We start from the raw sequence: 23,429 nt of genomic DNA on the forward strand, positions 1-23,429 counted from the left end.
GGACGAGCCCGCTCCCACAAGACCTGTGGGCACCGCTGTACCTGTGGGAGCGGGCTCGTCCCGCGATGAAGGCGACGCGGTCTCAAAGCTGATCGAAATCCAGCACCACGCGATCGCTCAGCGGATACGTCTGGCACGACAGCACATACCCCGCCGCCACCTCGTAGTCCTCCAGCGCATGGTTGCTGTCCATTTCCACCTCGCCCTCGATGACCCGGCACTTGCAGGTCGAGCACACCCCGGCCTTGCACGAATAGGGCAGTTCGGCACCGATGGCATTGCCGGCATCGAGGATGTTCTGGCTGTTGCGCGGCAGGTCGAAGGCCAGTGCGCGGCCATCGCTGATCACGGTGATATGGCTCAGCGCCGAGTCCAGCTGGCGCGCCGCCTCGCGGGCTTCGCGCCGGGTTTCGCTGCCGGCGGCGGCGAACAGCTCGAAATGGATGCGCTCGCGTGGCATGCCGTTGTCTTCGAGGCTGGCACGCACGGTTTCGGTCATCGCCTGCGGCCCGCAGATAAAGGCGGCATCGAGGGCCTGCACGTCGAACCAGCGAGAGAACAGCTGGCCGCACTTGTCGGCGTCGATACGGCCGTTGTACAGGTCGACATCCTGCTGTTCGCGGCTGAACACGAAAATCAGGTTCAGGCGGTCCAGATAGCGGTTCTTCAGGTCTTCCAGGCGATCGCGAAACAGTGCGCTGTTGCTGGCGCGGTTGCCGTACAGCAGGGTGAAGCGGCTGTTGGGCTCGCAGGCCAGGGTGGTGGCGATGATCGACAGGATCGGGGTGATGCCGCTGCCTGCGGCCACTCCCAGGTAATGGCCGTAGCGCTCGGCCTGCAGCGGCACGAAGAAGCTGCCGCTGGGCGGCATTACCTCCAGTTGCTGGCCGGCCGCGAGCACGTCGTTGGCGAATGCCGAGAAGCGCCCGCCTGGCACGCGCTTGACCGCCACGCGCAGCTCGCCGTCCTGCACGGCACTGCAGATCGAGTAGGAACGGCGCACCTCCTCATCGTCGAGAAAGGTACGCATCACCAGGTACTGGCCCTGGGTGAAGCGGAACGCGTCCTGCAGATGGGCGGGGACGTCGAAGGCGATCGACACGGCGTCGCGTGTCTCGTGGCGCACTTGCTTGATGGTCAGGCTGTGAAACTGGCTCATGGTCGTCTCCACGGCTCAAATGCATTTGAAATAGTCGAACGGCTCCAGGCACTCGCGGCAGCGATAAAGCGCCTTGCAGGCCGTGGAGCCGAACTGGCTGAGCAGTTCGGTATGGGTGCTGCCGCATTGCGGACAGCGCACCTGGGGGGCTTCGCCGAGCAGGCTGCGCTTGCTGGCACTGCCCTGGGGCGGCGCGATGCCATAGACCCGCAGGCGCTCGCGGCCCTGGTCGCTGATCCAGTCGGTGCTCCAGGCTGGGGTCAGACGGCGTTCCAGCGCAGGCTGGGCAAAACCGGCCTGTTCCAGGGCCTGGCGGATATCGCCCTCGATCACCTCGGTGGCCGGGCAGCCGGAGTAGGTGGGGGTCACCACCAGGTGCAGGTGGCCGGCGCGCCAGTCGAGGTCGCGCACGATCCCCAGATCGACCACGCTGACCACCGGCACCTCCGGGTCCATGACCTGCTCCAGCACCGCCCAGGCCCGCGCCAGGTCGCCCTCGCGCAGGCTGCGGGCGCCACGGTCGCCGGCGATCAGCTCACCAGGCCGCATCGGGGTAGGCTCGTGGCAGGAACTGCATCTCGGCCAGCAGCAGGCCCAGATGTTCGGTGTGCAGTCCCTTGCGACCGCTCAGGTAGAAATGGCTGGCAGGCGTGGGCTGCGGCAGCTCGACCGAGGCGAACACGGCGCTGACCTGGGCAAGCCAGGCTTGACCCACCTGCGCCGGGTCGGCGGCAATACCCGCGGCGGCCAGGCGCGTCTCGCTTTCACTGCCCTGGCTCAGCTCCACGGTGAAGCGCCACAGTGCCGGGATCGCCGCGAGCATGCGGCGACGGCTTTCGTCAGTGCCACCCCCCAGACGCTGCACCCACTCAGCGGAGCGGCGCAGGTGATAGGTGACCTCCTTGAGCGCTTTGGCCGCGATCCCGGCGATGCGCGGATCGCTGGAGGCGCACAGGCCCTCGAGCATCGCCAGGTGCCAGGCGTCGTAGAGGAACTGCTTGGTCATGGTCACGGCAAAATCGCCGTTCGGTTGCTCGACCAGCAGCAGGTTGTGGAAGGCGCGCTCGTCACGGCGAAACGCCAGGGCGTCGGCATCGCGGCCGTCGTCGAGCAGTTCGGCGGCATACTCCAGCCAGTTGCGCGCCTGGCCGACCAGGTCGAGGCCGACATTCATCAGCGCCAGCTCTTCTTCCAGTGCCGGGGCGTGGCCACACCATTCGCACAGGCGCTGGCCCTGGATCAGGGCGCTGTCACCGAGCAGCAGCAGGTAGGGAATCAGATCGTCGTTGTGCATGGCGGGCCTCACATGTGTCCGACTTCGTCAGGCAGCTCGTAGAAGCTGGCATGGCGATAGACCTTGTCGTCCGAAGGGGCGAACAGCGGGTCTTTTTCGTCAGGCGAAGAGGCGGTGATCAGCGCCGAAGGTACCACCCACAGGCTCACGCCCTCGCTGCGCCGGGTGTACAGCTCACGGGCGTTCTCGATGGCCATGGCCGCGTCGGCGGCATGCACGCTGCCCACGTGCTTGTGGTTCAAACCGTGCTTGCTGCGCACGAATACTTCGTAGAGGGTCCAGACAGACATGTTCGATCTCCGCATCGGTCGCCGCTTCAGGCGGCGTTCTTGTTCTGTTGCTTGCGCGCATAGGCCACGGCGGCCTCGCGTACCCAGGCACCGTCTTCGATGGCCTGGCGACGGGTGGCGACCCGCTCCTGGTTGCAGGGGCCGTTGCCCTTGATCACTTCGTAGAATTCGTCCCACTGGATTTCACCGAAGTCGTAGTGGCCGCGTTCGGCGTTCCACTTCAGTTCCGGGTCAGGGGCGGTGCAGCCGAGCAGTTCGAGCTGCGGTACGGTCTGGTCGATGAAGCGCTGGCGCAGTTCGTCGTTGGTCTGGCGCTTGATCTTCCAGGCCATCGACTGCGCGCTGTTGGGGGAGTGTTCGTCGCTGGGGCCGAACATCATCAGCGAGGGCCACCACAGGCGATTGATTGCGTCCTGGACCATGTCCTTCTGCGCCTGGGTGCCGTGGCGCATCATGGTCAGCAGCAGTTCGTAGCCTTGGCGCTGATGGAAGCTCTCTTCCTTGCAGATACGGATCATCGCGCGCGAGTAGGGACCGTAGGAGGTACGTTGCAGTACCACCTGGTTGACGATCGCCGCTCCGTCGACCAGCCAGCCCACCGCGCCCATGTCGGCCCAGCTCAGGGTCGGGTAGTTGAAGATGCTCGAGTACTTGGCCTTGCCGCTGTGCAGCTTGGCGATCTCTTCGTCGCGGTCGGCGCCCAGGGTCTCCATGGCGCTGTACAGGTACAGGCCGTGGCCGGCTTCGTCCTGGATCTTGGCCATCAACTGCAGCTTGCGCTTGAGGCTCGGGGCGCGGGTGACCCAATTGCCCTCGGGGAGCATGCCGACGATTTCCGAATGGGCGTGCTGGGAGATCTGGCGAATCAGGGTCTGGCGATAGGCCTCGGGCATCCAGTTTTTCGGTTCGATCTTGATCTCGGCGTCGATCTTCTCCTGGAAATGGCGCTCTTCGGGCGACATCTCTTCCAGTGACTTGACACGTTTGACGCCGGTTTCGACTAGCTGTGCGTACATGTTCGGGCTCCCGCCTCAGGGGTGGTTGGGGCATGGAGTTCTTTATAAGTGATACGCGATCCAACATCAAACATAAAAACATGTATCAGATAAAATTGTGTATCACGTTGCGGCCCTATCGCGGGACGAGCCCGCTCCCACAGGCGGCTCGATAATCTTGGAGTCAGTGGGAGCGGGCTCGTCCCGCGATAGGGCCGGCAAATACGGCGCAAAAAAAAGCCCCGGACAAGGCCGGGGCAGAAAAAGGCAGCCGAATCGAAAGTCAGCTGGCCAACCTTTTGTCGTAGACGTGGCAAGCCTTGCCCTCGGAGCGCTTCAGCGTCCCGCAGGGCTGCAGGCGAATCTGCGTGCTGATGCCGATGTAGGTCTTGATCTGCTTGCTCAGCTCACCCACAAGCGCCTTGCGCGTAGCGTCGTCCAGGTACTGGCTGTCGGCACGTAACTCCACGTGCACTTCCACACTATCGAGATTGCCATTGCGATACAGATGAATCTCGTAAAGCTCGGAAAGCTGTTTTATTTTCAGCACCTGCTCTTCGATCTGCGTGGGGAACACATTGACCCCGCGGATGATCAGCATGTCGTCGCTGCGCCCGGTGATCTTGCCGATCCGCCGCATCGGCCGTGCCGTGCCGGGCAGCAGGCGGGTCAGGTCGCGGGTGCGGTAGCGCACCATCGGTAGCGCCTCCTTGCTCAGTGACGTGAACACCAGCTCGCCCAGTTGCCCATCCGGCAGGACCTCGCCAGACACCGGGTCGATGATCTCGGGATAGAAATGGTCTTCCCAGATGGTCGGGCCGTCCTTGGTCTCGATGCACTCCATGGCCACGCCCGGCCCCATGATTTCCGACAGGCCATAGATATCCAGGGCGTTGATACCCAGGCGTTGTTCGATGGAGCGGCGCAGCTCGTCGGTCCAGGGTTCGGCACCGAAGATGCCCAGCCGCAGCTTGAGGTCGTTGGGGTCGATGCCCTGGCGTTCGATCTCGTCGGCCAGGTTGAGCATGTAGGACGGCGTGACCATGATGATGTCGGGCTGGAAGTCGCGGATCAGCTGCACCTGCTTCTCGGTCTGGCCGCCGGACATGGGGATCACCGTGCAGCCCAGGCGCTCGGCGCCGTAGTGAGCGCCCAGGCCACCGGTGAACAGGCCGTAGCCATAGGAGACATGCACCTTGTCGCCCTTGCGTCCGCCTGCGGCGCGGATCGAACGGGCGACCACGTTGGCCCAGGTGTCGATATCGTTCTGGGTGTACCCGACCACCGTGGGTTTGCCCGTGGTGCCGCTGGAGGCGTGCAGGCGTACCACTTCCTCCTGGGGGACGGCGAACATGCCGTAAGGGTAGTTGTCACGCAGGTCGCTCTTGCCGGTGAAGGGGAAGCGCGACAGGTCTTCGAGCGACTTCAGGTCGTCCGGGTGGGCGCCGCAGGCGTCGAAACGCTGGCGGTACAGCGGCACCTTGTCGTAGGCGTGGCGCAGGCTCCAGCGCAGGCGTTCGAGCTGGTGCTGGCGCAGGGCGTCGACACTGGCGGTTTCCATGGGGTCAAGCAGGGCGCGTTCGGCATCGTGGTACATGTTCATGGCTTCACTCGAGTTGTTCTTGTACGCCGGCCCGTCGAGGAGCCGTGAGTGTCATGGTGGGCAGCATACTGCCCGTTGCAGCGTGGGTCGCGGTCCGTTGGTCGAGGTGCCTCAAAGGCGCTCGATCACCATGGCGATGCCCTGGCCGACGCCGATGCACATGGTGCACAGGGCGTAGCGCCCGCCGGTCAGTTCCAGCTCGTGCAGGGCGGTGGTGACCAGCCGTGCGCCACTCATGCCCAGCGGATGACCCAGGGCGATGGCGCCACCGTTGGGGTTGACCCGTGGATCGTCGTCGGCAACGCCCAGCTCGCGCAGCACTGCCAGCCCTTGGGCGGCGAAGGCTTCGTTGAGCTCGATCACGTCCATGTCGGCCAGGGCAAGGCCGGTCAGTTCCAGCACTTTGCGCGTCGCTGGCACCGGGCCGATGCCCATGATGCGCGGCTCGACTCCGGCTGCGGCCATGCCGACGATCCGCCCGCGAGCCTTCAGGCCGTGGCGGCTGGCTGCGCTGCTGCTGGCCAGCAGCAGTGCGCAAGCACCGTCGTTGACCCCCGACGCGTTGCCGGCGGTGACGCTGCCACCTTCGCGAAACGGCGTACCAAGGCGCGCCAACTGCTCCAGGGTGGTGTCGCCGCGCGGGTGCTCATCCTGTTCGACCACCTTGGCCGGGCCCTTGCGCTGGGCGATCTCGACCGGGACGATTTCGCGCGCCAGGCGGCCATTGGCCTGGGCGGCGGCAGCCTTGTGCTGGCTGCGCAGGGCAAAGGCATCCTGGTCGGCGCGCGAGATGCCGAACTGCTCGGCAACGTTCTCGGCGGTCTCGGGCATCGAATCGATGCCGTATTGCGCTTTCATCAGGGTGTTGACGAAGCGCCAGCCGATGGTGGTGTCGAACAGTTCCGCACTGCGGCCGAAGGCCTGTTCGGCCTTGCCCATGACGAAGGGCGCGCGGGACATGGATTCGACGCCGCCGGCCAGCATCAGCCCGGCCTCGCCACAGCGCAGGGCGCGGGCGGCGTTGCCGATGGCGTCCAGGCCCGAGCCGCACAGGCGGTTGAGGGTGGTGCCCGGCACCTCGACAGGCAGCCCGGCCAGCAGCGTCGCCATGTGCGCAACGTTGCGGTTGTCTTCGCCGGCCTGGTTGGCGCAGCCGAGGATCACATCGTCGATGGCGTGCCAGTCCAGCTCTGGATGGCGGGCGATCAATGCCTTGATCGGGATCGCCGCCAGGTCGTCGGCACGCACGCTGCTCAGGGCGCCGCCGTAGCGGCCGATGGGCGTGCGTACGGCGTCGATGATCAGGGCGTCGTTGAGGGTCGGTTCAGTCATCTTGCGTCTCCTGCGTCAGCACGCTGCCGCGCAACGTGTAGGACTTGCCATGGAACAGCGCCACCAGCTCGCCACGCTGGTTTTCCAGGCGCACGTCGTAGAGGCCGGTGCGGCTCTTGCGCACCTGTTCGTGGGCGGTGGCGGTCAACTGGTCGCCGAGCAGCGCCGGGGCCACATAATCGATGCTGCAGCCCAGGGCCACGGTGGCCTCGTCGTGGCTGTTGCAGGCAAAGGCGAATGCCGAATCGGCCAGGGCGAAGAGAAAGCCGCCGTGGCAGGTGCCGTGGCCCTGGATCATGTCGGCGCGCACGGTCATGCGCACCGTGGCGCTGCCGGGGCCGGCCTCGAGCAGTTCGATGCCCATGCCTTGGGTCGCAGGGTCACGGGCGTACATGGCATTGGCACAGGCGCGGGCCAGCGCTTCGGGTGTGCGAGGTGTGTCAGTCATGCAGGCGGCCTCCTTCGGCATGGGTGCGGCGCAACAGCAGGGAAGGGCGATAGCGTTCTTCGCCGTAGGCCTGTTGCAGGTGTTCGAGGGTGCGCAACGTGTGGGTAAGGCCCATGCGGTCGGCCCAGGCCAGCGGCCCCAGTGGATAATTGACCCCGGCGCACATGGCCAGGTCGATGTCGGCCGCCGAGGCGACGCCTTGCAGCACGGCATCGGCGGCTTCGTTGGCGAGCATGGCCACCGTGCGCAGCACGGCGAGCCCCGGCAGATCAGCCAGGGCGCTGACGGTGAATCCGGCGCGCTGGAGCAGTGCGACAACCTGATCGCGGGCTTCGATCGTGGTGCTCCTGGCCCAGGTGATGGCGATGCGGGTAGCGCTGCTGTAGTCCAGGGCGAGGTCGATCAGCACCAGATTCTGCAGGCCGTCGTCGCGGGCGCGCTGGCTGGCCAGGCGACCGTCGGACAGGGCCAGGGTGGCGTCGCCAATGCGCAGCAAGCCCTGGCCGGCGCGCTGGGTAAGCTCGATGCCGCTGGCGTTCAGGCGTTGCACCAGCGGCTGCATGACGCCGAGGTCGCCCTCGACCACGCAGCGCGTGACCTCGGCAGCGCTGCGCAATTCGGCAGGCTGCGGGCGTTCGGCGCCCTCGCGGTAGTCATGGAAACCCTGGCCGCTCTTTCGTCCCAGGCGCCCGGCCGCCACCAGTTCCTTCTGTACCTGCGAGGGTTGGAAGCGCAAGTCCCCGTAGTAGGCGTCGAACACCGAGCAGGTGACGGCGTAGTTGACGTCGTGGCCGATCAGGTCGGTGAGTTCGAACGCGCCCATGCGGAACCCGCCGGCCTCGCGCAACAGCGCATCGAGGGTGGCGCAGTCGGCTGCACCTTCCTGCAACAGGCGCAGGCTCTCGGCGTAGAACGGACGGGCTACGCGATTGACGATGAAACCAGGGGTGGAGCGCGCATGCACCGGCTGCTTGCCCCAGGCCTTGGCGGTGTCGTACAGCGTATCGGCCACGGCCGGTTCGGTCGCAAGCCCCGACACGACTTCGACCAACGCCATCAAGGGGGCAGGATTGAAGAAGTGCATGCCGCCCACTTGCCCGGGACGGGCCAGCCCCGCTGCGAAGCGGGTAATCGACAACGAAGAGGTGTTGCTGGCGAGGATGCAGGTTTCTGCGCAGAGGGCTTCGAGCTGGTGCAGCAGTTGCTGCTTGATCTCGAGGTTTTCCACGATCGCCTCGATCACCAGCGCTGCATCGGCCAAGGCCTCGAGGGACTCGGCAGGTTGCAGGCGGGCAGTGATCAGCTCGCGCTCACAGGCGCTCAGCTTGCCTTTTTCCACCTGGCGCGCCAATTGCCGGGCGATGCCGTCGATGGCCTGCGCTGCAGCGCCCGGGCGATTGTCATAAAGCCGGACTGGATGCCCGGCCTGGGCTGCAACCTGGGCAATGCCGGCACCCATGGCGCCAGCACCGATCACCGCAACCTGAGCGTCAATGTGCAAGGCGCTCATCTCAGCACCCCTTGAACGTCGGCGTACGTTTTTCCATGAAGGCGCTGACGCCTTCGCGGTAGTCGTCGCTGCGCCCCGCCAGGCGTTGCAGGTCGCGCTCGAGCGTCAGTTGCTGGTCGAAACTGTTGTCGAAGCTTGCGTTGAGGCTGCGCTTGATCAGTGCCAGGCCATAGGTGGGCTGAGCGGCCAGGTGCCGCGCCAGGCGCAGTGCTTCGTCGCGCAGCTCGGCATCGTCCACCACGCGGTGAATCAGCCCCCATTGCTCGGCCTGTTCGGCGCTCAGACGCTCACCCAGCATGGCCAGGGCTTTCGCGCGGGCCATGCCGACCAGTCGCGGCAGCAGCCAGGTGCCGCCGGAATCCGGAATCAGGCCGATGCGGCAGAACGCCTGGATGAAGCTGGCCGAGCGGGCGGCCAGCACCAGGTCGCAGGCCAGTGGAATATTGGCGCCGGCGCCGGCGGCCACGCCGTTGACCGCGCAGATCACTGGCATCGGCAAGTCGCGCAGGCTGCGGATCAGCGGGTTGTAGAACTGCTCGATCGAATGACCCAGGTCGGGGCGCTCGGCGCCGGGGGCGACATTGCGATCGGACAGGTCCTGGCCGGCGCAGAAGCCCCGGCCCTCGCCGGTCAGCAGCAGCACCCGCGCCTGCGCGCTCTGGCGCACCTGCTTGAGCGCCTCGCGCACCTCGAGGTGCATGTCGGCGTTGAAACTGTTGAGTTGCTCGGGGCGGTTGAGCGAGAGGAGGGCGACGCCGTCCTCGATGGAAAACAGGATGTGCTGGAAGCTCATGGCAAGCGCGCTCCGTCAGTCGGTGGAATCGAGTGGTTCAGCGGCCGATGAAGTTGGCCGGGCGTTTTTCCTGGAAGGCGCGGATGCCTTCGTCGCGGTCGGCAGTGCCGGCCAGCAGGGTGAAGGCATGTCGTTCGAAGCGCAGGCCGCTGGCGAGGTCCGTATCCTGGGCCTTGAGCAGGGCCTCTTTGGCCAGGCGCACGGCCAGGGGCGCCTTTTGCGCGATGCTGCGGGCCACCTGCAGGGCGCGTTCGACGGTCAGTTCGGGCTGGGTCATTTCGCTGATCAGCCCGGCCTGCAAGGCATGGCGGGCATCGAGGGTTTCGCCGGTGAGCACCAGTTGCATGGCCAGGGGCTTGCCGACCGCGCGAAGCAGGCGCTGGGTGCCACCCGCGCCGGGGATGATGCCGAGGTTGATCTCTGGCTGGCCGAAGCGTGCGTCGGCCCCGGCGATCACGATATCGGCGCACATCACCAGCTCGCAGCCACCGCCCAGGGCGAAGCCGTTGACGGCTGCGATCAGGGGCTTGGGGAAGGCGGCGATGCGTTGCCAGTGGGCGACGCGTGGGTCGTTGAGGATGCCGACCAGGTCGCGCTCGGCCATCTCATTGATATCGGCGCCGGCGGCAAAGGCCTTGCGATTACCGGTGATGACCACCGCGCGGGTGTGTTCGTCATGGGCAGCGGCGTCGAGTTCGTTGGCGAGTTCTGCCAGCAGCTCGGTATTCAGGGCGTTGAGGGCTTTCGGGCGGTGCAGGGTGATCAGGCGGACACCGTCCGCCGGAGCCTGCACAACGAGGTTGCTTGGCATGGTGGTACCTCAGGCTGCACGTTTGGCGCCGGTCAGGGCCGGCCAGTTCTTGGAATCGGTTGCAGTGGTGGCGCAAGTATAGGCTCAAAGCGATACGGAATATCAATATCAAAATTAAATTGGCGTATCTAAATATTCAGTGGTGATCGGTGAGGCTACTGGAGACCCTTTGCACATAGGGATTTGGTCTGGCTTGCGGTGGGTGCGCAGGGCGAATCACAAAGCGATACAGCAATTTCAAAATTGACTGACTCATTTGAAGTGATACATGATCCTCTGACATCATGAATCACATTGAGTCGCTCCCATGCCCTGCTATCGCCTCGACGGCTTGACCCCCGTGGTCCATCCCACTGCCTACGTCCACCCCAGTGCCGTACTGATCGGCGATGTGATCGTCGGCCCCGGCTGTTATGTCGGGCCTCTCGCTGCATTGCGGGGCGACTTCGGGCGCATCGTCCTGGAGGAGGGCGCCAATCTGCAGGACACCTGCGTGATGCATGGCTTTCCGGGTGGTGACACGGTCATCGAGCGCAATGGTCATGTTGGCCATGGCGCAGTGCTGCATGGGTGCCGAGTGGGGGCGGATGCGCTGATAGGCATGAATGCGGTGGTGATGGATGGTGCGCACATCGCGCCACGCTGCATCGTTGCGGCCACGGCATTCGTCAAGGCGGGCTTCACCTGCGAGGCGCAGAGCCTGGTGGTGGGCTCGCCGGCCCAGGTCAGGCGTGCACTGAGCGACGAGGAGGTCGCCTGGAAGCAGCGCGGCACTCAGGAGTACCAGGCACTTGCCAGGCGTTGCATGGCATCGATGGTGGAGTGTCCGCCGCTGAGTGCGGCCGAACCCGGGCGCCCGCGCATGGGCGATACGGGGCTGCGGCCGAAGGCGGGGCATGGCGCATGAGCATTGCCGTGTCGCGCCATGGTCAGGCGGGGCGGGGTAAAGGTATAGTCGGGGCTTTCCCCGCGCCCAGTTCCCCCATGAGCAGCCTCGTACCCCTGAATCACCTGATCACCCGCTTCCAGGAGCAGACGCCGATCCGCGCCAGCTCGCTGATCATCACGCTGTATGGCGATGCCGTCGAACCCCATGGTGGCACGGTGTGGCTGGGTAGCCTGATCGGTTTGCTGGAGCCCTTCGGTATCAACGAGCGGTTGATTCGCACCTCGATCTTCCGCCTCACCAAAGAAGGCTGGCTGACTGCTGAAAAGGTCGGTCGCCGCAGCTACTACAGCCTCACCGGCACCGGCCGACGACGCTTCGAGAAGGCATTCAAGCGGGTCTACAGTGCCAGCTTGCCAGCCTGGGACGGCGCCTGGACGCTGGTGCTGCTCTCGCAGTTGGACGTTGCCAGGCGCAAGGCAGTACGTGAAGAGCTGGAGTGGCAAGGCTTCGGAGCCATCGCCCCTAACGTGATGGGATGCCCGCGCGCCGATCGCGCGGACCTTGCGGCGACCCTGCGCGAGCTGGAGGCCGAGGAAGACAGTATCGTCTTCGAGACCCATGCCCAGGAAATTCTCGCCTCCAAGGCCATGCGTGCGCAGGTCAAGGAGAGCTGGGGAATCGACGAACTGGGCCAGCACTACAGTGAGTTCATTCGGCTGTTCCGCCCGCTGTGGCAGGCACTGCGCGAGCAGGAAGCGCTGGAGGCGCAGGATTGCTTCCTGGCGCGCACCTTGTTGATCCACGAATACCGGCGTTTGCTGCTGCGGGATCCGCAGTTGCCCGACGAACTGTTGCCCGGCGATTGGGAAGGTCGCGCAGCGCGCCAGTTGTGCCGCAACCTCTATCGCCTGGTGTCGCCCAAGGCCGAAGCCTGGCTCAATGACACGCTGGAGACGGCGGACGGACCGCTACCGGATGCCAGTGAAAGTTTCTATCGTCGTTTTGGTGGTTTGAGCTGAAACGATACGTGGTACGTATCACGGTACATCTTAAGATTCGAGGCCGACGTACTGTTTTGGCCAACACCTGAAAGCTGGCGCGCCCTGCAGGGCGCGGACCAGCCAGAGCGCATTGCTCAACCGCGTTCGACCAACCCCGCCAACACCGTCTGCAGATCGGTATGCGCCTGGCGCGGCGTGCCTTCAAAATCGATCCAGCCTGCATTGAAGCCATCCAGCATTTGCATGCGCGGTAACGGGTTCTGCATTCCCTGCGCAAGGAACAGTGCCTCCCAGCTATTGTTCCATTTCACCCAGCTGCGATAGCAGGTTGGGGTGGCTGGCCTGCGCGCCAATGGTGGACAGGCACACCACGCGTGACGGTTTGCTGGCCAGCAGTGCTGCGTGCAGATTGGCGAGTATCGCGCGGGTTTCCGGGAAATCAGGGCGAGGGTCGAAGTTCGGCGGCAGCAGCACGAACACGGCAGTGGCGTCTTGATTGGAGGATTGATTGGGGGAGGGGGTTGGCGTAGCGCTGCCCCCTTCACCAATTAATCCATTTTTCCCGGACTCTTTCTCATGACTACATCTAATATTTTTTGCCGCTTCATCATTGCATTATCCTTCTCAGCCTTTCTCTCGCAGGCTAATGCTTCTGAAACTACCCAACCATTGACGTTTGATTTCCAAACTATCCAGGTATCTGCTGCACTTCAGCTTCTTGCAGACTATCGCGGGCTTAATCTAGTCCTGGGAGAAGGCGTTACCGGCTCCATGTCGATGCGTATGAAGGACGTTAGTTGGGACGATGCTATTGAATTCGTCACGGGTCCTCGCGGTCTTCTGTACACGGTCGACGGTAAGTTTCTTCGCGTCAGCGCATAACACCAGCTGCTATCGCTGGGTTTGGGATTACATCCAGGTCGTTCAATTTGGATGCTGAGCTGAACGCAATGGAGCAAGCGGGCAGGGGGCGTGTAATCTCCAGCCCGCGCGTGTTCACCACTGATCGGCATCAGGCGAAAATCATCAAAGGCTCTCAGGTTCCATACCAACAGTCGGCCGGTGACGGGGCTACATCCGTCTCTTTTAAAGAGGCTGCGCTTTCGCTCGATGTCACTCCGCTTGTGAACGATACCGGCGTGCTCCTGGACGTGATCCTTTCAAAGGATGAACCTGATTATTCGAAGGCAATGAACGGGGTGCCACCGATCAACACCACGTCGCTGACGTCCCGGGTGTTTTCGGGCTTTGGGAAAACTGTGGCGTTGGGAGGCGTGTACTCGGATACGGATAGCACCGTTGTGCGTAGCGTGCCGTTTTTTGGGCAGATCCCAGGGCTCAAATGGCTGTTCAACAGCAGTTCGACCGTGAAGACTGAAACCGAGCTAGTTTTGTTTCTGACGCCGCGCTTGGTAGATGCGCCTATATAACTCAACTAAATGAATATTTAGTCGAGTTATTCCGTGAAGGCATAACGCGAAGGGTAGGGTTATTCCTTTTTTGGGCCCGGTCGATCCCAACTCTTGAAGAGCGTTAAGCGCGTTCTGGGTAGCATCCTCGGACTGCTGGATTTTTTGTATCACCGATCCGACATGCTTTGAAATGTCTTCATCTTTGGCTGAGTTGGGTAGGTCGGCGGTCATCATGACTATTTGCTTCAGGTTGTTCACATGAAAAAACGCGCTAGCCAATTCGTTGTTAATTTTTTCACTGAATATGTCTGCTTTATCTAGAAACTGAGACGGCAGATCAATCGTAATTGACGACACTTTTTCACCTAGCGTCTTTCGAGCATTCTCATCGATCAGTAATCGCTTGATTTGGACGGCTGAAAAATTGTCGCATCGGAACCTTGCAACTTCGACGCGCGTAGCTCCGATTGGTGTTTTCATGATTTGAGCCAAGAGCTTCGCGCTCGCTGAGCGTTCACGTTTTCTTTGCTGGTTATCACGATACCAAACACACACTGCGAAGATTGCTGCGACGGCCGTCGCCACGGCGCTGATTGCATTCCAGTCAATTTTCCAATCTGTACAAAGCCACATTCCGTTTCTCCGGCGCCGAGTGGAAGCAACAGCGTTGCTAAAGGCGGGCATTCAAGCATGCGGGGAACGCATCGCCAAGCGGTGCCTGTAGGAGCTGGAGCACAGCGATCAAGGCCAAGAGCTGGCTTCAAATCTGTCCACCCAGAGCCCCGGCAGCTCCATACGAAGGTGCGCATAATGTATATTATGTTAAATCATGTGCTATGTAATAAATGTTCATGAGCCTTGTAAGGCCTTGGCGTTCATGGTGAACCATAGAATTAGGTGGCTGCCGATGAGTCTGATTCAGTGCCGTCTTTCTTCAGGTCAGCGTGTACCGCTGCTCTTGCAGGCTGGTAACGCCGCGGCTAAGGTTCTAAGCACGCCTATGTCACCACCAATGACCGCGAACATGACCCCGCCAACCCGCGTACTGAAGAGCCTGCGCTGAAAACCCACGGACGAACCGTAGGTGTTTCTGCGCAGCTGCATGAGGTCTACGAGCACTACATCCAGAGCGAACGTCTGCGGTTGGACTGAGACCTCGGCGAGGCCACGTCGTTATCTGGCCGAGTCTACGAACCGCCATAACGCACAGCGTGCCTCGGCAGCTTGGGGCCGACTTGACAGTCAAGAAGGTTCGTCGTGACTCAATCAGCCGATCACGAACAGGCATCACCCTCCTCCCCTCCAGCCTACGTGTTCAAAGGACCGGCTCATGTTGCGATTCGAACCCGCACCAATGACCAACCAAGGTACGCAGATTCTTCTCGCGACGCATCTCAGCCATACGGACTTGGCCGTAGAGCTCCAGATAGCGGTTAAGGAAACTCTGAACAAGTTGCCCATCAGCCGGAAATGGGCGGCTTGGGGACGCCGAAAAGACCGATTTTCAGCCGCAGATTATTGGAAAACCAAGACAACGCACCAGCACTACCGATGAGGTGCATTGTCGAACCAAGCATCTTGAAACGCGCGCATTCACCCTGCAAACAATCTTCGCTCCCGAGCCCAGACGATCGCCTCACTACGGCTGTGTACGTCGAGTTTGGAATACACTGTGGCTACATGGTTGCGCACGGTGTTGAGTGCCAGGTTCAACCGCGCTGCGATTTCCTTGTCGGCAAGACCTTCGCAAATGAGTGCCAACACATCACGCTCTCTTCGCGTAAGGTTGGTAAACGACGCATCAGGCAAACGGCCTGTGTTAATGCGCTTGGCATTGGCCAACTTTTCTATCAGGGTTTGGCTAAACCACGATGCATCCTGCATGACTGTCTCGATCGCCTCGACCAGCTCGAGTTCCGAACGTTTGCGCTCGGTGATATCCATCATGACTAGCAGGTAGCATGGAGTGTCCTGCAGGCTTACGGTGTCAGCTTGCAGGACGCAGTGGAGTCGGTCGTCATTTTTTTTACGCAGTTTCAGGTCCAGCCCCTCAATCCGCCCTGTTTTTTCCAACACGTCGAACACCTGAGCCGTAATGCGGCTATCGTCCATGAAATTGATTTCAGCCACCGTTTTGCCTAGCAGTTCCTGCGCGGTGTACCCCAGAGTGTCGAGAAAGGCTTCGTTGGCATCGATCAGTTGCTGCCTGTCAGCGCTGCACAATAAGGTAGGCACGGGGCTCAGGCGAAACGCCTTGGCGAAGCGCTCCTCGCTCTGACGCAGTGCATTTTCCGCCTTGCGCCTGGGCTCAAGGTCGGTGAATGAGAACAACATGCAATCTTCCTCATGCATGTCCAGTGGTTGTCCCGCCACGATGACCAGCTTCGTGCCTCCATCCGGCAAGCGCAATTCAGCCTGCATCTGCGGGATAGTTGCCCCCTCTATGAGGCGCTCGATCGCCAATTCCTTGCGCTCGGCGTTTTCCAGCACATCTACCTCATAGACAGACCTGCCGATGACGTTATCCCGCACATGGCCGGTCATTTCCAGAAAGCCTTGATTGACTTTGATAAAACGTAGATCGCTGAGCCGGCAGATAACCGCAGGCGCCGGGTTGGCATTGAAGGTTTTTTCGAAGCGCTGCTCGGCGCTGGCCCATTCAGTGGCATCGGCGATGATCAGCACCAGCGATTCAGCGTCGCCCTTGCTGTCCGCCAGCACCATGCTGCGCACCCTGTGTACCCGGCTGCGCGCCTCCTCGTCGCCAACGGCCGTAACCTCTACCATCACATCGCTGAAGACCTCTCCAGCGGCCACCCGGGCAATAGGGTACTGCTCGGGTTCAAGCGGGTGATTGTTGCGGTAACGCAACGTGAATCGCTCGCGGTAAGCCTCAGCGTTGCTGCCCAGCTGTTCCAGGCTGTCGACGTCATGCATGCGCAGGGCCGCTTCGTTTGCCCAGATTATCGATTGGTCGACTTCCAGCAGGATCACACCATCGGACAAGCCGGCGATGATTTGCTGAAGCTGGCGGCGGTTGGTCTCGCGTGCGAGCACGGCGTCACTCATGGCAGTTCTCCATTGCGCATGTCGGTGTTACCTGGAGCTTAATCGCTGCAACCAGGCCAAGGGTGGTGCCAATGCACTAGTCGATCAGGTGCAGATGCGCCATTACAGCCTTGCATGAGACCTGCAAACTGGCCCTGACGTTGCACCAGAGGTATCAGTTGCTGGTGCTGCCAGTCCAAACTCTCGAGGATGCATAGATGACGGAATCGTATGTGACCACCCCAGCCAACGCTGTCAGCACGCTGAGGGTATCCTGGAGCGCCGTGTTCGCAGGCGGCGCCATCGCCTTGGCCAGCTACCTGATACTCAGTGTGCTGGGAACGGCCATCGGCGCCGGGGCCGTTGACCCTATGGCTGAAGGCAATCCCTTACGCGGCTTCGGTACGGGCGCGGGGGTTTGGTTGTTCATCAGCACGGTGATCTCCGTGGCAGCCGGCGCCTGGGTGGCCGGCCGTACCGCCCCTACCCGAGGAGGCCTGCATGGCCTGTTGAGTTGGACGCTGACCACGCTGATGGCTACCTGGCTGCTGGCTTCTTTGGCGGGTAGCGTGGTCGGCACCGCAGGCAACATTGCCGGCAAAGGCCTGTCGCTTGCAGCCGATGGCGTCGCTGCTGCTGCGCCTGGTGTTGGCCAAGGCATCAAGGAGCAACTGAACAGACAGGGTATCTCGCTTGACTGGGACAGCCTGGAAGCTGAGCTGAACAAAACGCTTGAGCAGTCCGGCAAGGCTGAACTTAACCCCTCGACCTTGGAGCAAAAGACCGATCAGCTTCAAGCCCAAGGTGAGTCTGCGGGTCAAGTCGCAGCCGAAAACCCGACCCTGACGATCGACCAGCTCAAGCAGTGGTTCGAGCGAGTACGCAAAGCCAGTGAGCCTGCTCTGAGTGCGGCAGACAAGGAAGCCTTGGTCAATATCGTCGCTGCGCGCACCGGAAAGAGTCAGCAAGAGGCCGAGCAAGTGGTTGATAACTACGCCCGCGCTTATCAACAGGCGGCTGAACAGGTGAAGGCTCTGAAAGAACAGGCAGAGCAGCAGGCACGCGAAGCTGCTCAAGTCGCTGCTAGCAACGTATCGAAAGCCGCCTGGGGCACCCTGGTAACGCTTCTGATCGGTGCTGCCTTGAGCTTTGCAGTCGGCCGCTTCGCGTTGTTGTCACGCAAGACACGTGTCATCGCTGAATGACATGCAACTCAACCGATGCACGCACGGTTCTTCCAACCCACGTTTCACTGATGATTGTCGCAGGAGAAAAATGATGAGCAGCGCTTCGGACAAAGTTAAAGGCATGGCTAACGAGGCTGTCGGCAAGGTCAAACAAGCCGTAGGCAAGGCCACCGGGAACACGGACCTCGAGTTAAAAGGCAAACTGCAGGAGAAAAAAGGGGAAGCACAGCAAGTAGTCGGTGATGTCAAGGATGCGCTCACCAAGGATTAACCTCGTCAACTGTTGTGAATGAGCGGTCGTCAGCGGACGACCGCTCATTCATTGCGTGCTTTGCTGGCTTGCGCAAGCATGAATGCCAATCAGCGCGTAGCCAGCGTTACCGACCAGCTCATGCCAGTCCTTCAGCGTTCTGACCAATGCAGGACAGGCTGTGGGCACGATGCTCGATCAACACAGCTCTAATGCATCCATTTGAGTGCTCGCTGACGAGGTCTACGCCCGCTTCATCCACCAGACCAACACCCAGTATTACCTGGGTGAACCGCGCAGCCTGGAAGTCGCTGTGCAGTGGCGCTACTGATGGGCCTGAAGCGCCAGTTGTATCTCTGGCACCGCTGGCTGGGCATCGTCGCCTGCCTGTTCATGGCGCTGTGGTTCGTCTCCGGGGTGGTCATGCTGTATGTCGGCTACCCCAAGCTGACCCCGGCTGAGCGCCTGGGCCATCTGCCGGCGTTGCCGGCAGGGTGCTGCGCCGAGTTGCCGGCCAGCTGGGCGCAGCAGCCAATGAAAGCCCTGCGCCTGACCAGCCTGGGCGGGCGACCCTATTACCTGCTTGAACTGGCCGACGGCCGCCGTGTCACCCTCGATGCTGCAAGCGGTGATCAGTTGGCCAGCAGCGACCCTGCCTGGGCGCTGGCCACTGCTCGACAGTATGCCGGTGACGCGGCATTGACTTACCTGGGGACCGTGGATGAGGACATGTGGACACACTCACGCGCCCTGGACAGCGATCGGCCCTTGCACAAGGTGCAGGTAGCAGATGCTGCCGGTACCTGGCTGTACCTGTCCGGACGCACCGGCGAGGTGGTGCGCGACGCCACCGCCCAGGAGCGCGCCTGGAACTGGGTCGGTGCCTGGCTTCACTGGCTGTATCCCTTGCGCGGGGGATTCGGCTTCGACAATGGCTGGCGCACGCTGGTGATTGGTCTCTCCCTGCTCGGTACGCTCATGGCGGTCCTGGGCATGACGGTGGGGGTCCTGCGTCTGCGGTTGCGCAAACGCTATCGCAGCGGGTCATGCAGCCCCTACCCCGGTGGCTGGTTGCGCTGGCATCACATCGGCGGGCTGTTGTTCGGCGTGGTGCTGGTGTTATGGGTGTTCAGTGGGCTGATGTCCATGCGCCCCTGGGGCCTGACCGACAGCCATTCGCGCCTCGACCTGTCGGCCCTGCGCCAAGGGCCATTGCGCCCCGACGATTTCGCTATGCCGCTGCGCCAGGTCATGGCGCGCCTGGCCGAGGAGGATGGATTCGTTCCGGTCGAGCTGCAATGGCAGCGGCTCGCTGGCGTCACGTTCGTGGTCGCACGCAGCGCCAGCGGCGACAGCCGCCTGGTCGAAGCCGGCATGGCACCGAAGCGAGCCTTGTCCAGGCAGCGGCTGCTGGCCGCCGCCCAGGCCATCGCGCCGGGAGGCGCTGTCGAGGATTACTGGCAGACCGCCTACGACTTCCACTACTTTGCCCGTGATCCGCAAAGCATGTACGGCTTGCAGATGCGCCCACTGCCCGTGTTGGGCCTGCACTTCGCTGACCCTGCGCGCACGTGGGTATACCTGGACCCGGCCAGCGGCGAGGTGGTGGTCAGCTTCGACCGCACGCAACGGGTCGGCCGCTGGTTGTTCAACCTGCTGCACAGCTGGGATTGGCAACCTCTGCTGGCCAGGCCGCTGCTGCGAGAGAGCCTGCTCATTACCATGAGCATCGGTGGCCTGGTAATCGCGCTCAGTGGTGTCGTGCTGGGCTGGCGACGTCTGCGCAGGGTGTTCAAGCTGCCGTTACGTTGATTGCACGCTTGGTGAACAGCGCTGTGGTGTTCACACTACAGCGGCTTTATGCCGGAGGCGGGCTCGACTGGCTCACGCCGTTCAGCCTGTTCTGCGGGCTAGGCCTGGTGGTTGCCTACACCCTGCTCGGTTGCACCTGGCTGGTGATGAAGACCGAAGGGCCGCTGCAGCAACGCATGCACGATGTTGCCAGGCCTCTGGCGCTGGTGCTGCTGGTGGTGATCGCCGTGGTCAGCCTGTGGACACCGCTGGCCTACCCGCAAATCGCCGCCCGCAGGTTCAGCATACCCAACCTGCTCTGGTTCATGCCGGTGCCGATCCTGGTACTGGTGACCTTCTACGGGCTGCTGCGTGCCGTGGCACGCAACGCGCACTACACGCCGTTCTTGCTGACCCTGGCGCTGATCTTCCTGGGCTACAGCGGGCTGGGCATCAGCTTGTGGCCAAACATCATCCCGCCGTCGATCAGCATCTGGGAGGTCGCAGCGCCGCCGCAGAGCCAAGGCTTCATGTTGGTGGGCACACTGTTCATTCTGCCTATCATCCTCGGCTACACGTTCTGGAGCTATTACGTGTTCCGCGGCAAGGTGAGCCATGAAGACGGCTATCACCAGGGGCCCAACGTGATGACACCCAGTGTGAAGCAACCGATGTGGCGCCGCGGTGCGCCTGCGACAAAAAAGCGCACCACGGAACTTGTACAGCCCGCAACGGATGCGGCTTAATGCGCGCCACATTCGTTCGGGTGGCTCATGCTTTCACGTGCACGTGCACATCTTTGTCTGTTCGCCTGCTTCGCCGTGCTGTTCAACCTGCTGGCGATGCCGCTCGACCGTGCCTTGCAAACACCCCGTATCGACAGCCAATCGCTGATCCTCGGCAGCTTCTGCAGCCTGCACGGTGCACAGAGCCTGCCCAAGTCACTGCTGGCCCAGCTCAAGGCCGAGCTGCCGCAACTCGACGATCAGCCAGAAATGAAACACCAGGCTGGCGACTGCTGCTGTGGCCATGCCGGGCATGCCTTGCTGGCCAGCGACTACTATCGTCACCTGCTCCCCCGCTTCTGGCCCGATGCACTCCTGCTCGGTGACAGCCACAGGTTGCCACTGCCACGCGATCAGTGGCCAAAGCTCAACCCCCGCGCCTCTCCCCTGGCCTGACCCGTCGTTACTTGCCCATAGCTGCCCCGTGACCTGCGGTGCGCAGCCCTGCCCGACCGTCTCCAGGAAACACTCATGTCCGCATTCCGCTGCACCGCTCGCGCCGTCCTGCCCGTGCTCGCTTTCTATAGCCTCAGCCCATTGTCATTGGCCGTTGCCGAAACACTGCCCGCTGAAAACTCCACCCTCACCCTTGGCGCGGTCAACGTGACCAGTACCGAAAGCGGCCCGCTGGCCACCAGCAGCGTGCTCAGTTCGGTAGACATCCTGGGCGGCGATATCCTCGAAAAAATGCCGGTGACCTACAGTTGGGAACTGTTCAGCCGTGCACCCGGGGGGATGCTGACCGAGTTCAACCAGGGCACCACCTCGGGCAAACTGTCGTTTCGCGGCTTCAATGGCGAAGGCGAAGTGAACGCGGTCAAGTTGCTGATCGATGGCATCCCCAGCAACACCAACGACGGCAACATGCCCTTCATCGACTCGGTGTTCCCGATGGACATCGACAGCATTGAGGTAGTGCGCGGCACCAGCGACCCCCGCTACGGCCTGAACAACATCGCCGGCAACGTCAATATCAACACCCGTACCGGCGGTAACTACAACAAGGCGCGCGTGCGCTACGGCAGTTTCAACACCCGCGAGGTGCAACTGGCCAAGGGCATCGAGACCAGCAACTGGACGCAGAACTATTTCTTCGGCCGCCAGCAGGTCGACAGCTATCGTGACCATGCCGACACCGAGCGCTACAGCTTCGGCGGCAAGTGGTTCTACACCCCTGACGATGGCAGCTACCGCCTTGGCCTGATCGCCCGCCACTACGAGTCCGAAGCCCAGGAGGCCGGCTACCTGACCGAAGACGATGCCCGCCATCATCCGCGCATGAGCAACGCCTACAACGCCACGGACAAAGGCACGCGGCGCATGAACCAGGTCAGCGTGCACCTCGACACGGACCTGGCCGACAACTTGTCCTGGTCGGCCAAGACCTACCTCAACACCTACGATGACCGTCGCTGGACCCAGTACTGGCGCACCAGCTCACAGCAGGAGCGCGACACCTACGAAGACCAGTACGGCGCCATCACCTCGCTGACCTGGCGACCCCAGGTGGACTGGCTGCACGCTTTTGCGCTTGAAGGTGGCAGCGATGTGCAAAAGCAACAGAACCGCAGCGAGCGCTATCGCACCGTGGAGCGTGTACGCCAGGCGCAGACACGCGATCAGGACTTCGACTTCAACACGGTCGGTGCCTACGTGCAGGCGGAGATCGAGCCATTCGAATCGTTGAAGATCGTACCGGCGTACCGGGTGGACAAGATCAGTGGTGACTTCACCAACAAGATGACCGGGCAAGACTATGACATCAACGACTACGGGCTGATCAAGCAGCCCAAGCTCAGCGTGGTCTACTCGCCGTGGCGCTTTGCCAGTGTCTACGCCAACTGGGGCCGCACCTTCCAGGTCGGTACCGGTGCAGCGGCCTACAAGGTGCCACCGCGTAATGAAGACCTGGCCCCGTCGATCAACGAAGGCTGGGAGACCGGCATCAAATTCATCCCGGCCAGTTGGGTCGATGGCCGCGTAGCCTACTGGCGCCAGGATGCCAGCGGTGAAGTCAGCCGTCGCCTCAACGACCCTAGCGGCGAGTCGGACAACGTCGGCGAAACACGGCGCTGGGGCTACGACCTGCAGGTCAACCTGCACCCAAGCGAACGCACCGAGATGTGGATGTCGTACTCCTGGCAATACTCGAAGATTCTTCAGCCCAGCAGCACGCTGCCTGACAGCAAAGGCAAGGAGATCGACCACGTGCCGCACCACCTGTGGAACACCGGCATCAGCTATCAGGCCACCCCTGCCCTGCAACTGAGCGCCTGGGCGAACGGCCAGACCAACTACTACCTGGAGCGTGAGAACACCCAGGGCACCTACGGCGGCTACGTGCTGATGAACCTGGGCGCGACCTACAAGCTCAGCGAAACCATGAGCGTAGACCTGCAACTGAAGAACCTGACCAACCGCTACTACGAGTACGTCTGGTACGACCCCGATGGCGCCGATGCCTCGCTGCATTCACCGGGTGACGGTCGGGCCCTGTATGCCGGGATGACCTTCGATTTCTAAAGGGGATCTGCGTTCTGCCTGGTGAGTGGCCTGTTACGCCAAAACGCTAGCGTTCTGGCGATCACTTGCATCAGTTGAGCGGGGTGGGTGGGAGTGTACCCAGCAGTGAGACCGCTGCGACTGCCGCCACCCCACAAAACCATTCAACCAGGATGCTGGTGCGCAGTACGTGGATAAAGCTCCATGCACGGCCGGCACCACTAACCTAACGTCCACTTGCAGCCCGGATTTCAAGCGGACACTGGCGCGCACGGGCCCCTTGCTCAGTGCTTCTGCGATGTCTGGGAAGCGCAAGAACTGCGCGATGA

General features: G+C 62.3%; 24 protein-coding genes and 2 pseudogenes. 10 read left to right on the top strand and 16 right to left on the bottom strand.

All coding sequences use genetic code 11. The features are described from left to right. Nucleotides 1-82: 82 nt before the first annotated feature. The 11 genes from paaE to paaF all read right to left on the bottom strand — a co-directional run bounded on the left by paaE (nucleotide 83) and on the right by paaF (nucleotide 10,235). Nucleotides 83-1,159 carry a 1,2-phenylacetyl-CoA epoxidase subunit PaaE gene (gene paaE / locus HU748_RS04115; RefSeq protein WP_186719322.1) on the bottom strand — a complete coding sequence of 359 codons (1,077 nt, stop codon included), beginning with the start codon at nucleotides 1,157-1,159 and terminating at the stop codon, nucleotides 83-85. A gap of 15 nt (nucleotides 1,160-1,174) precedes the next feature. Further along, nucleotides 1,175-1,708, bottom strand: coding sequence for a 1,2-phenylacetyl-CoA epoxidase subunit PaaD (gene paaD, locus HU748_RS04120; protein WP_186719324.1), 534 nt, complete (start codon nucleotides 1,706-1,708; stop codon nucleotides 1,175-1,177). After that, nucleotides 1,695-2,453: a 1,2-phenylacetyl-CoA epoxidase subunit PaaC gene (paaC, locus tag HU748_RS04125; RefSeq protein ID WP_186719326.1), complete on the bottom strand. Its 759-nt coding sequence runs from the start codon at nucleotides 2,451-2,453 to the stop codon at nucleotides 1,695-1,697. Before paaC ends, paaD begins: the two co-directional genes overlap by 14 nt. An 8-nt stretch (nucleotides 2,454-2,461) precedes the next feature. Then, nucleotides 2,462-2,743 (bottom strand): 1,2-phenylacetyl-CoA epoxidase subunit PaaB, encoded by a 282-nt coding sequence (gene paaB, locus HU748_RS04130; protein ID WP_004374528.1) that lies wholly within the window; start codon nucleotides 2,741-2,743, stop codon nucleotides 2,462-2,464. Nucleotides 2,744-2,769: 26 nt separating this feature from the next. Next, nucleotides 2,770-3,759, bottom strand: a complete 990-nt coding sequence (gene paaA / locus HU748_RS04135) for a 1,2-phenylacetyl-CoA epoxidase subunit PaaA (protein WP_065863738.1) — start codon at nucleotides 3,757-3,759, stop codon at nucleotides 2,770-2,772. Nucleotides 3,760-4,021: 262 nt separating this feature from the next. Continuing rightward, complete coding sequence (gene paaK / locus HU748_RS04140) at nucleotides 4,022-5,341, bottom strand: phenylacetate--CoA ligase PaaK (RefSeq protein WP_186664829.1); 1,320 nt, start codon at nucleotides 5,339-5,341, stop codon at nucleotides 4,022-4,024. A 111-nt stretch (nucleotides 5,342-5,452) separates the two neighbouring features. Then, on the bottom strand, nucleotides 5,453-6,673 hold the full coding sequence (pcaF, locus tag HU748_RS04145) for a 3-oxoadipyl-CoA thiolase (protein ID WP_186719328.1): 1,221 nt from the start codon (nucleotides 6,671-6,673) through the stop codon (nucleotides 5,453-5,455). Further along, entirely contained in the window at nucleotides 6,666-7,121 is a 456-nt protein-coding gene (gene paaI, locus HU748_RS04150) for a hydroxyphenylacetyl-CoA thioesterase PaaI (protein ID WP_186719330.1), read from the bottom strand. The genes pcaF and paaI overlap by 8 nt, the downstream gene beginning before the upstream one ends. Continuing rightward, on the bottom strand, nucleotides 7,114-8,631 hold the full coding sequence (paaH, locus tag HU748_RS04155; protein ID WP_186719332.1) for a 3-hydroxyacyl-CoA dehydrogenase PaaH: 1,518 nt from the start codon (nucleotides 8,629-8,631) through the stop codon (nucleotides 7,114-7,116). The genes paaI and paaH overlap by 8 nt, the downstream gene beginning before the upstream one ends. A gap of 1 nt (nucleotide 8,632) precedes the next feature. Continuing rightward, entirely contained in the window at nucleotides 8,633-9,424 is a 792-nt protein-coding gene (gene paaG / locus HU748_RS04160) for a 2-(1,2-epoxy-1,2-dihydrophenyl)acetyl-CoA isomerase PaaG (protein WP_186664819.1), read from the bottom strand. Nucleotides 9,425-9,461: 37 nt separating this feature from the next. After that, nucleotides 9,462-10,235, bottom strand: a complete 774-nt coding sequence (paaF, locus tag HU748_RS04165; protein WP_186719334.1) for a 2,3-dehydroadipyl-CoA hydratase PaaF — start codon at nucleotides 10,233-10,235, stop codon at nucleotides 9,462-9,464. 307 nt (nucleotides 10,236-10,542) lie between these two features. On the opposite strand from paaF, the gene paaY reads away from it, so the two are divergent. Further along, the gene (gene paaY, locus HU748_RS04170) at nucleotides 10,543-11,142 is read left to right on the top strand and encodes a phenylacetic acid degradation protein PaaY (RefSeq protein ID WP_186711692.1); all 600 of its coding nucleotides are present in this window, start codon (nucleotides 10,543-10,545) and stop codon (nucleotides 11,140-11,142) included. 77 nt (nucleotides 11,143-11,219) lie between these two features. Beyond that, complete coding sequence (gene paaX, locus HU748_RS04175; protein ID WP_186664811.1) at nucleotides 11,220-12,143, top strand: phenylacetic acid degradation operon negative regulatory protein PaaX; 924 nt, start codon at nucleotides 11,220-11,222, stop codon at nucleotides 12,141-12,143. 116 nt (nucleotides 12,144-12,259) lie between these two features. Here the strand turns inward: paaX and HU748_RS26285 are convergent, their stop codons facing one another. After that, nucleotides 12,260-12,436, bottom strand: coding sequence for a hypothetical protein (locus HU748_RS26285; RefSeq protein ID WP_202885221.1), 177 nt, complete (start codon nucleotides 12,434-12,436; stop codon nucleotides 12,260-12,262). Next, a complete protein-coding gene (locus HU748_RS26290; protein ID WP_202885222.1) occupies nucleotides 12,420-12,605 on the bottom strand; it encodes a hypothetical protein in 186 nt (61 codons plus the stop codon). The genes HU748_RS26285 and HU748_RS26290 overlap by 17 nt, the downstream gene beginning before the upstream one ends. A 96-nt stretch (nucleotides 12,606-12,701) precedes the next feature. On the opposite strand from HU748_RS26290, the gene HU748_RS04185 reads away from it, so the two are divergent. Next, nucleotides 12,702-13,007, top strand: coding sequence for a hypothetical protein (locus HU748_RS04185; protein ID WP_186719336.1), 306 nt, complete (start codon nucleotides 12,702-12,704; stop codon nucleotides 13,005-13,007). Between the two features lie 47 nt (nucleotides 13,008-13,054). Then, nucleotides 13,055-13,555, top strand: a complete 501-nt coding sequence (locus HU748_RS04190) for a hypothetical protein (RefSeq protein WP_186719337.1) — start codon at nucleotides 13,055-13,057, stop codon at nucleotides 13,553-13,555. On the opposite strand, the gene HU748_RS04195 is transcribed toward HU748_RS04190, so the two are convergent. Next, the gene (locus HU748_RS04195; RefSeq protein WP_186719340.1) at nucleotides 13,511-14,170 is read right to left on the bottom strand and encodes a hypothetical protein; all 660 of its coding nucleotides are present in this window, start codon (nucleotides 14,168-14,170) and stop codon (nucleotides 13,511-13,513) included. The genes HU748_RS04190 and HU748_RS04195 overlap by 45 nt on opposite strands. A 960-nt stretch (nucleotides 14,171-15,130) precedes the next feature. Next, nucleotides 15,131-16,606 carry a helix-turn-helix transcriptional regulator gene (locus HU748_RS04200; RefSeq protein ID WP_186719342.1) on the bottom strand — a complete coding sequence of 492 codons (1,476 nt, stop codon included), beginning with the start codon at nucleotides 16,604-16,606 and terminating at the stop codon, nucleotides 15,131-15,133. Nucleotides 16,607-16,803: 197 nt separating this feature from the next. Here HU748_RS04200 and HU748_RS04205 point away from each other — a divergent pair, with 197 nt between their 5' ends. The 6 genes and pseudogenes from HU748_RS04205 (at nucleotide 16,804) to HU748_RS04230 (ending at nucleotide 23,121) form a co-directional block, all read left to right on the top strand. After that, a complete protein-coding gene (locus HU748_RS04205) occupies nucleotides 16,804-17,790 on the top strand; it encodes a hypothetical protein (RefSeq protein ID WP_186664786.1) in 987 nt (328 codons plus the stop codon). 73 nt (nucleotides 17,791-17,863) lie between these two features. Next, nucleotides 17,864-18,043: a CsbD family protein gene (locus HU748_RS04210; RefSeq protein ID WP_186664783.1), complete on the top strand. Its 180-nt coding sequence runs from the start codon at nucleotides 17,864-17,866 to the stop codon at nucleotides 18,041-18,043. A gap of 315 nt (nucleotides 18,044-18,358) precedes the next feature. Beyond that, nucleotides 18,359-19,834, top strand: a complete 1,476-nt coding sequence (locus HU748_RS04215) for a PepSY domain-containing protein (protein ID WP_238343286.1) — start codon at nucleotides 18,359-18,361, stop codon at nucleotides 19,832-19,834. Beyond that, nucleotides 19,831-20,445: pseudogene (locus HU748_RS04220) on the top strand (cytochrome d ubiquinol oxidase subunit II); the annotation flags it as partial. The gene HU748_RS04215 and the pseudogene HU748_RS04220, both read left to right, overlap by 4 nt. A 141-nt stretch (nucleotides 20,446-20,586) precedes the next feature. Next, the gene (locus HU748_RS04225; RefSeq protein WP_186664724.1) at nucleotides 20,587-20,994 is read left to right on the top strand and encodes a DUF2946 family protein; all 408 of its coding nucleotides are present in this window, start codon (nucleotides 20,587-20,589) and stop codon (nucleotides 20,992-20,994) included. Between the two features lie 75 nt (nucleotides 20,995-21,069). Next, nucleotides 21,070-23,121 carry a TonB-dependent receptor gene (locus HU748_RS04230; RefSeq protein ID WP_186719344.1) on the top strand — a complete coding sequence of 684 codons (2,052 nt, stop codon included), beginning with the start codon at nucleotides 21,070-21,072 and terminating at the stop codon, nucleotides 23,119-23,121. Between the two features lie 70 nt (nucleotides 23,122-23,191). Here HU748_RS04230 and HU748_RS26340 read toward each other — a convergent pair. Continuing rightward, nucleotides 23,192-23,287: pseudogene (locus tag HU748_RS26340) on the bottom strand (copper resistance protein CopD); the annotation flags it as partial. Nucleotides 23,288-23,429: the final 142 nt, after the last annotated feature.

The sequence above is a fragment of the Pseudomonas sp. RW3S2 genome (assembly GCF_014268955.1).
Taxonomy (GTDB): Bacteria; Pseudomonadota; Gammaproteobacteria; order Pseudomonadales; family Pseudomonadaceae; genus Aquipseudomonas; species Aquipseudomonas wayambapalatensis.

What these genes read in the sequence shown, in the direction of transcription:
- paaE (WP_186719322.1), bottom strand. Translation starts at nt 1,159, where the DNA reads ATGAGCCAGTTTCACAGCCTGACCATCAAGCAAGTGCGCCACGAGACA.
- paaD (WP_186719324.1), bottom strand. Translation starts at nt 1,708, where the DNA reads ATGCGGCCTGGTGAGCTGATCGCCGGCGACCGTGGCGCCCGCAGCCTG.
- paaC (WP_186719326.1), bottom strand. Translation starts at nt 2,453, where the DNA reads ATGCACAACGACGATCTGATTCCCTACCTGCTGCTGCTCGGTGACAGC.
- paaB (WP_004374528.1), bottom strand. Translation starts at nt 2,743, where the DNA reads ATGTCTGTCTGGACCCTCTACGAAGTATTCGTGCGCAGCAAGCACGGT.
- paaA (WP_065863738.1), bottom strand. Translation starts at nt 3,759, where the DNA reads ATGTACGCACAGCTAGTCGAAACCGGCGTCAAACGTGTCAAGTCACTG.
- paaK (WP_186664829.1), bottom strand. Translation starts at nt 5,341, where the DNA reads ATGAACATGTACCACGATGCCGAACGCGCCCTGCTTGACCCCATGGAA.
- pcaF (WP_186719328.1), bottom strand. Translation starts at nt 6,673, where the DNA reads ATGACTGAACCGACCCTCAACGACGCCCTGATCATCGACGCCGTACGC.
- paaI (WP_186719330.1), bottom strand. Translation starts at nt 7,121, where the DNA reads ATGACTGACACACCTCGCACACCCGAAGCGCTGGCCCGCGCCTGTGCC.
- paaH (WP_186719332.1), bottom strand. Translation starts at nt 8,631, where the DNA reads ATGAGCGCCTTGCACATTGACGCTCAGGTTGCGGTGATCGGTGCTGGC.
- paaG (WP_186664819.1), bottom strand. Translation starts at nt 9,424, where the DNA reads ATGAGCTTCCAGCACATCCTGTTTTCCATCGAGGACGGCGTCGCCCTC.
- paaF (WP_186719334.1), bottom strand. Translation starts at nt 10,235, where the DNA reads ATGCCAAGCAACCTCGTTGTGCAGGCTCCGGCGGACGGTGTCCGCCTG.
- paaY (WP_186711692.1), top strand. Translation starts at nt 10,543, where the DNA reads ATGCCCTGCTATCGCCTCGACGGCTTGACCCCCGTGGTCCATCCCACT.
- paaX (WP_186664811.1), top strand. Translation starts at nt 11,220, where the DNA reads ATGAGCAGCCTCGTACCCCTGAATCACCTGATCACCCGCTTCCAGGAG.
- HU748_RS04185 (WP_186719336.1), top strand. Translation starts at nt 12,702, where the DNA reads ATGACTACATCTAATATTTTTTGCCGCTTCATCATTGCATTATCCTTC.
- HU748_RS04195 (WP_186719340.1), bottom strand. Translation starts at nt 14,170, where the DNA reads ATGTGGCTTTGTACAGATTGGAAAATTGACTGGAATGCAATCAGCGCC.
- HU748_RS04200 (WP_186719342.1), bottom strand. Translation starts at nt 16,606, where the DNA reads ATGAGTGACGCCGTGCTCGCACGCGAGACCAACCGCCGCCAGCTTCAG.
- HU748_RS04205 (WP_186664786.1), top strand. Translation starts at nt 16,804, where the DNA reads ATGACGGAATCGTATGTGACCACCCCAGCCAACGCTGTCAGCACGCTG.
- HU748_RS04210 (WP_186664783.1), top strand. Translation starts at nt 17,864, where the DNA reads ATGAGCAGCGCTTCGGACAAAGTTAAAGGCATGGCTAACGAGGCTGTC.
- HU748_RS04225 (WP_186664724.1), top strand. Translation starts at nt 20,587, where the DNA reads ATGCTTTCACGTGCACGTGCACATCTTTGTCTGTTCGCCTGCTTCGCC.
- HU748_RS04230 (WP_186719344.1), top strand. Translation starts at nt 21,070, where the DNA reads ATGTCCGCATTCCGCTGCACCGCTCGCGCCGTCCTGCCCGTGCTCGCT.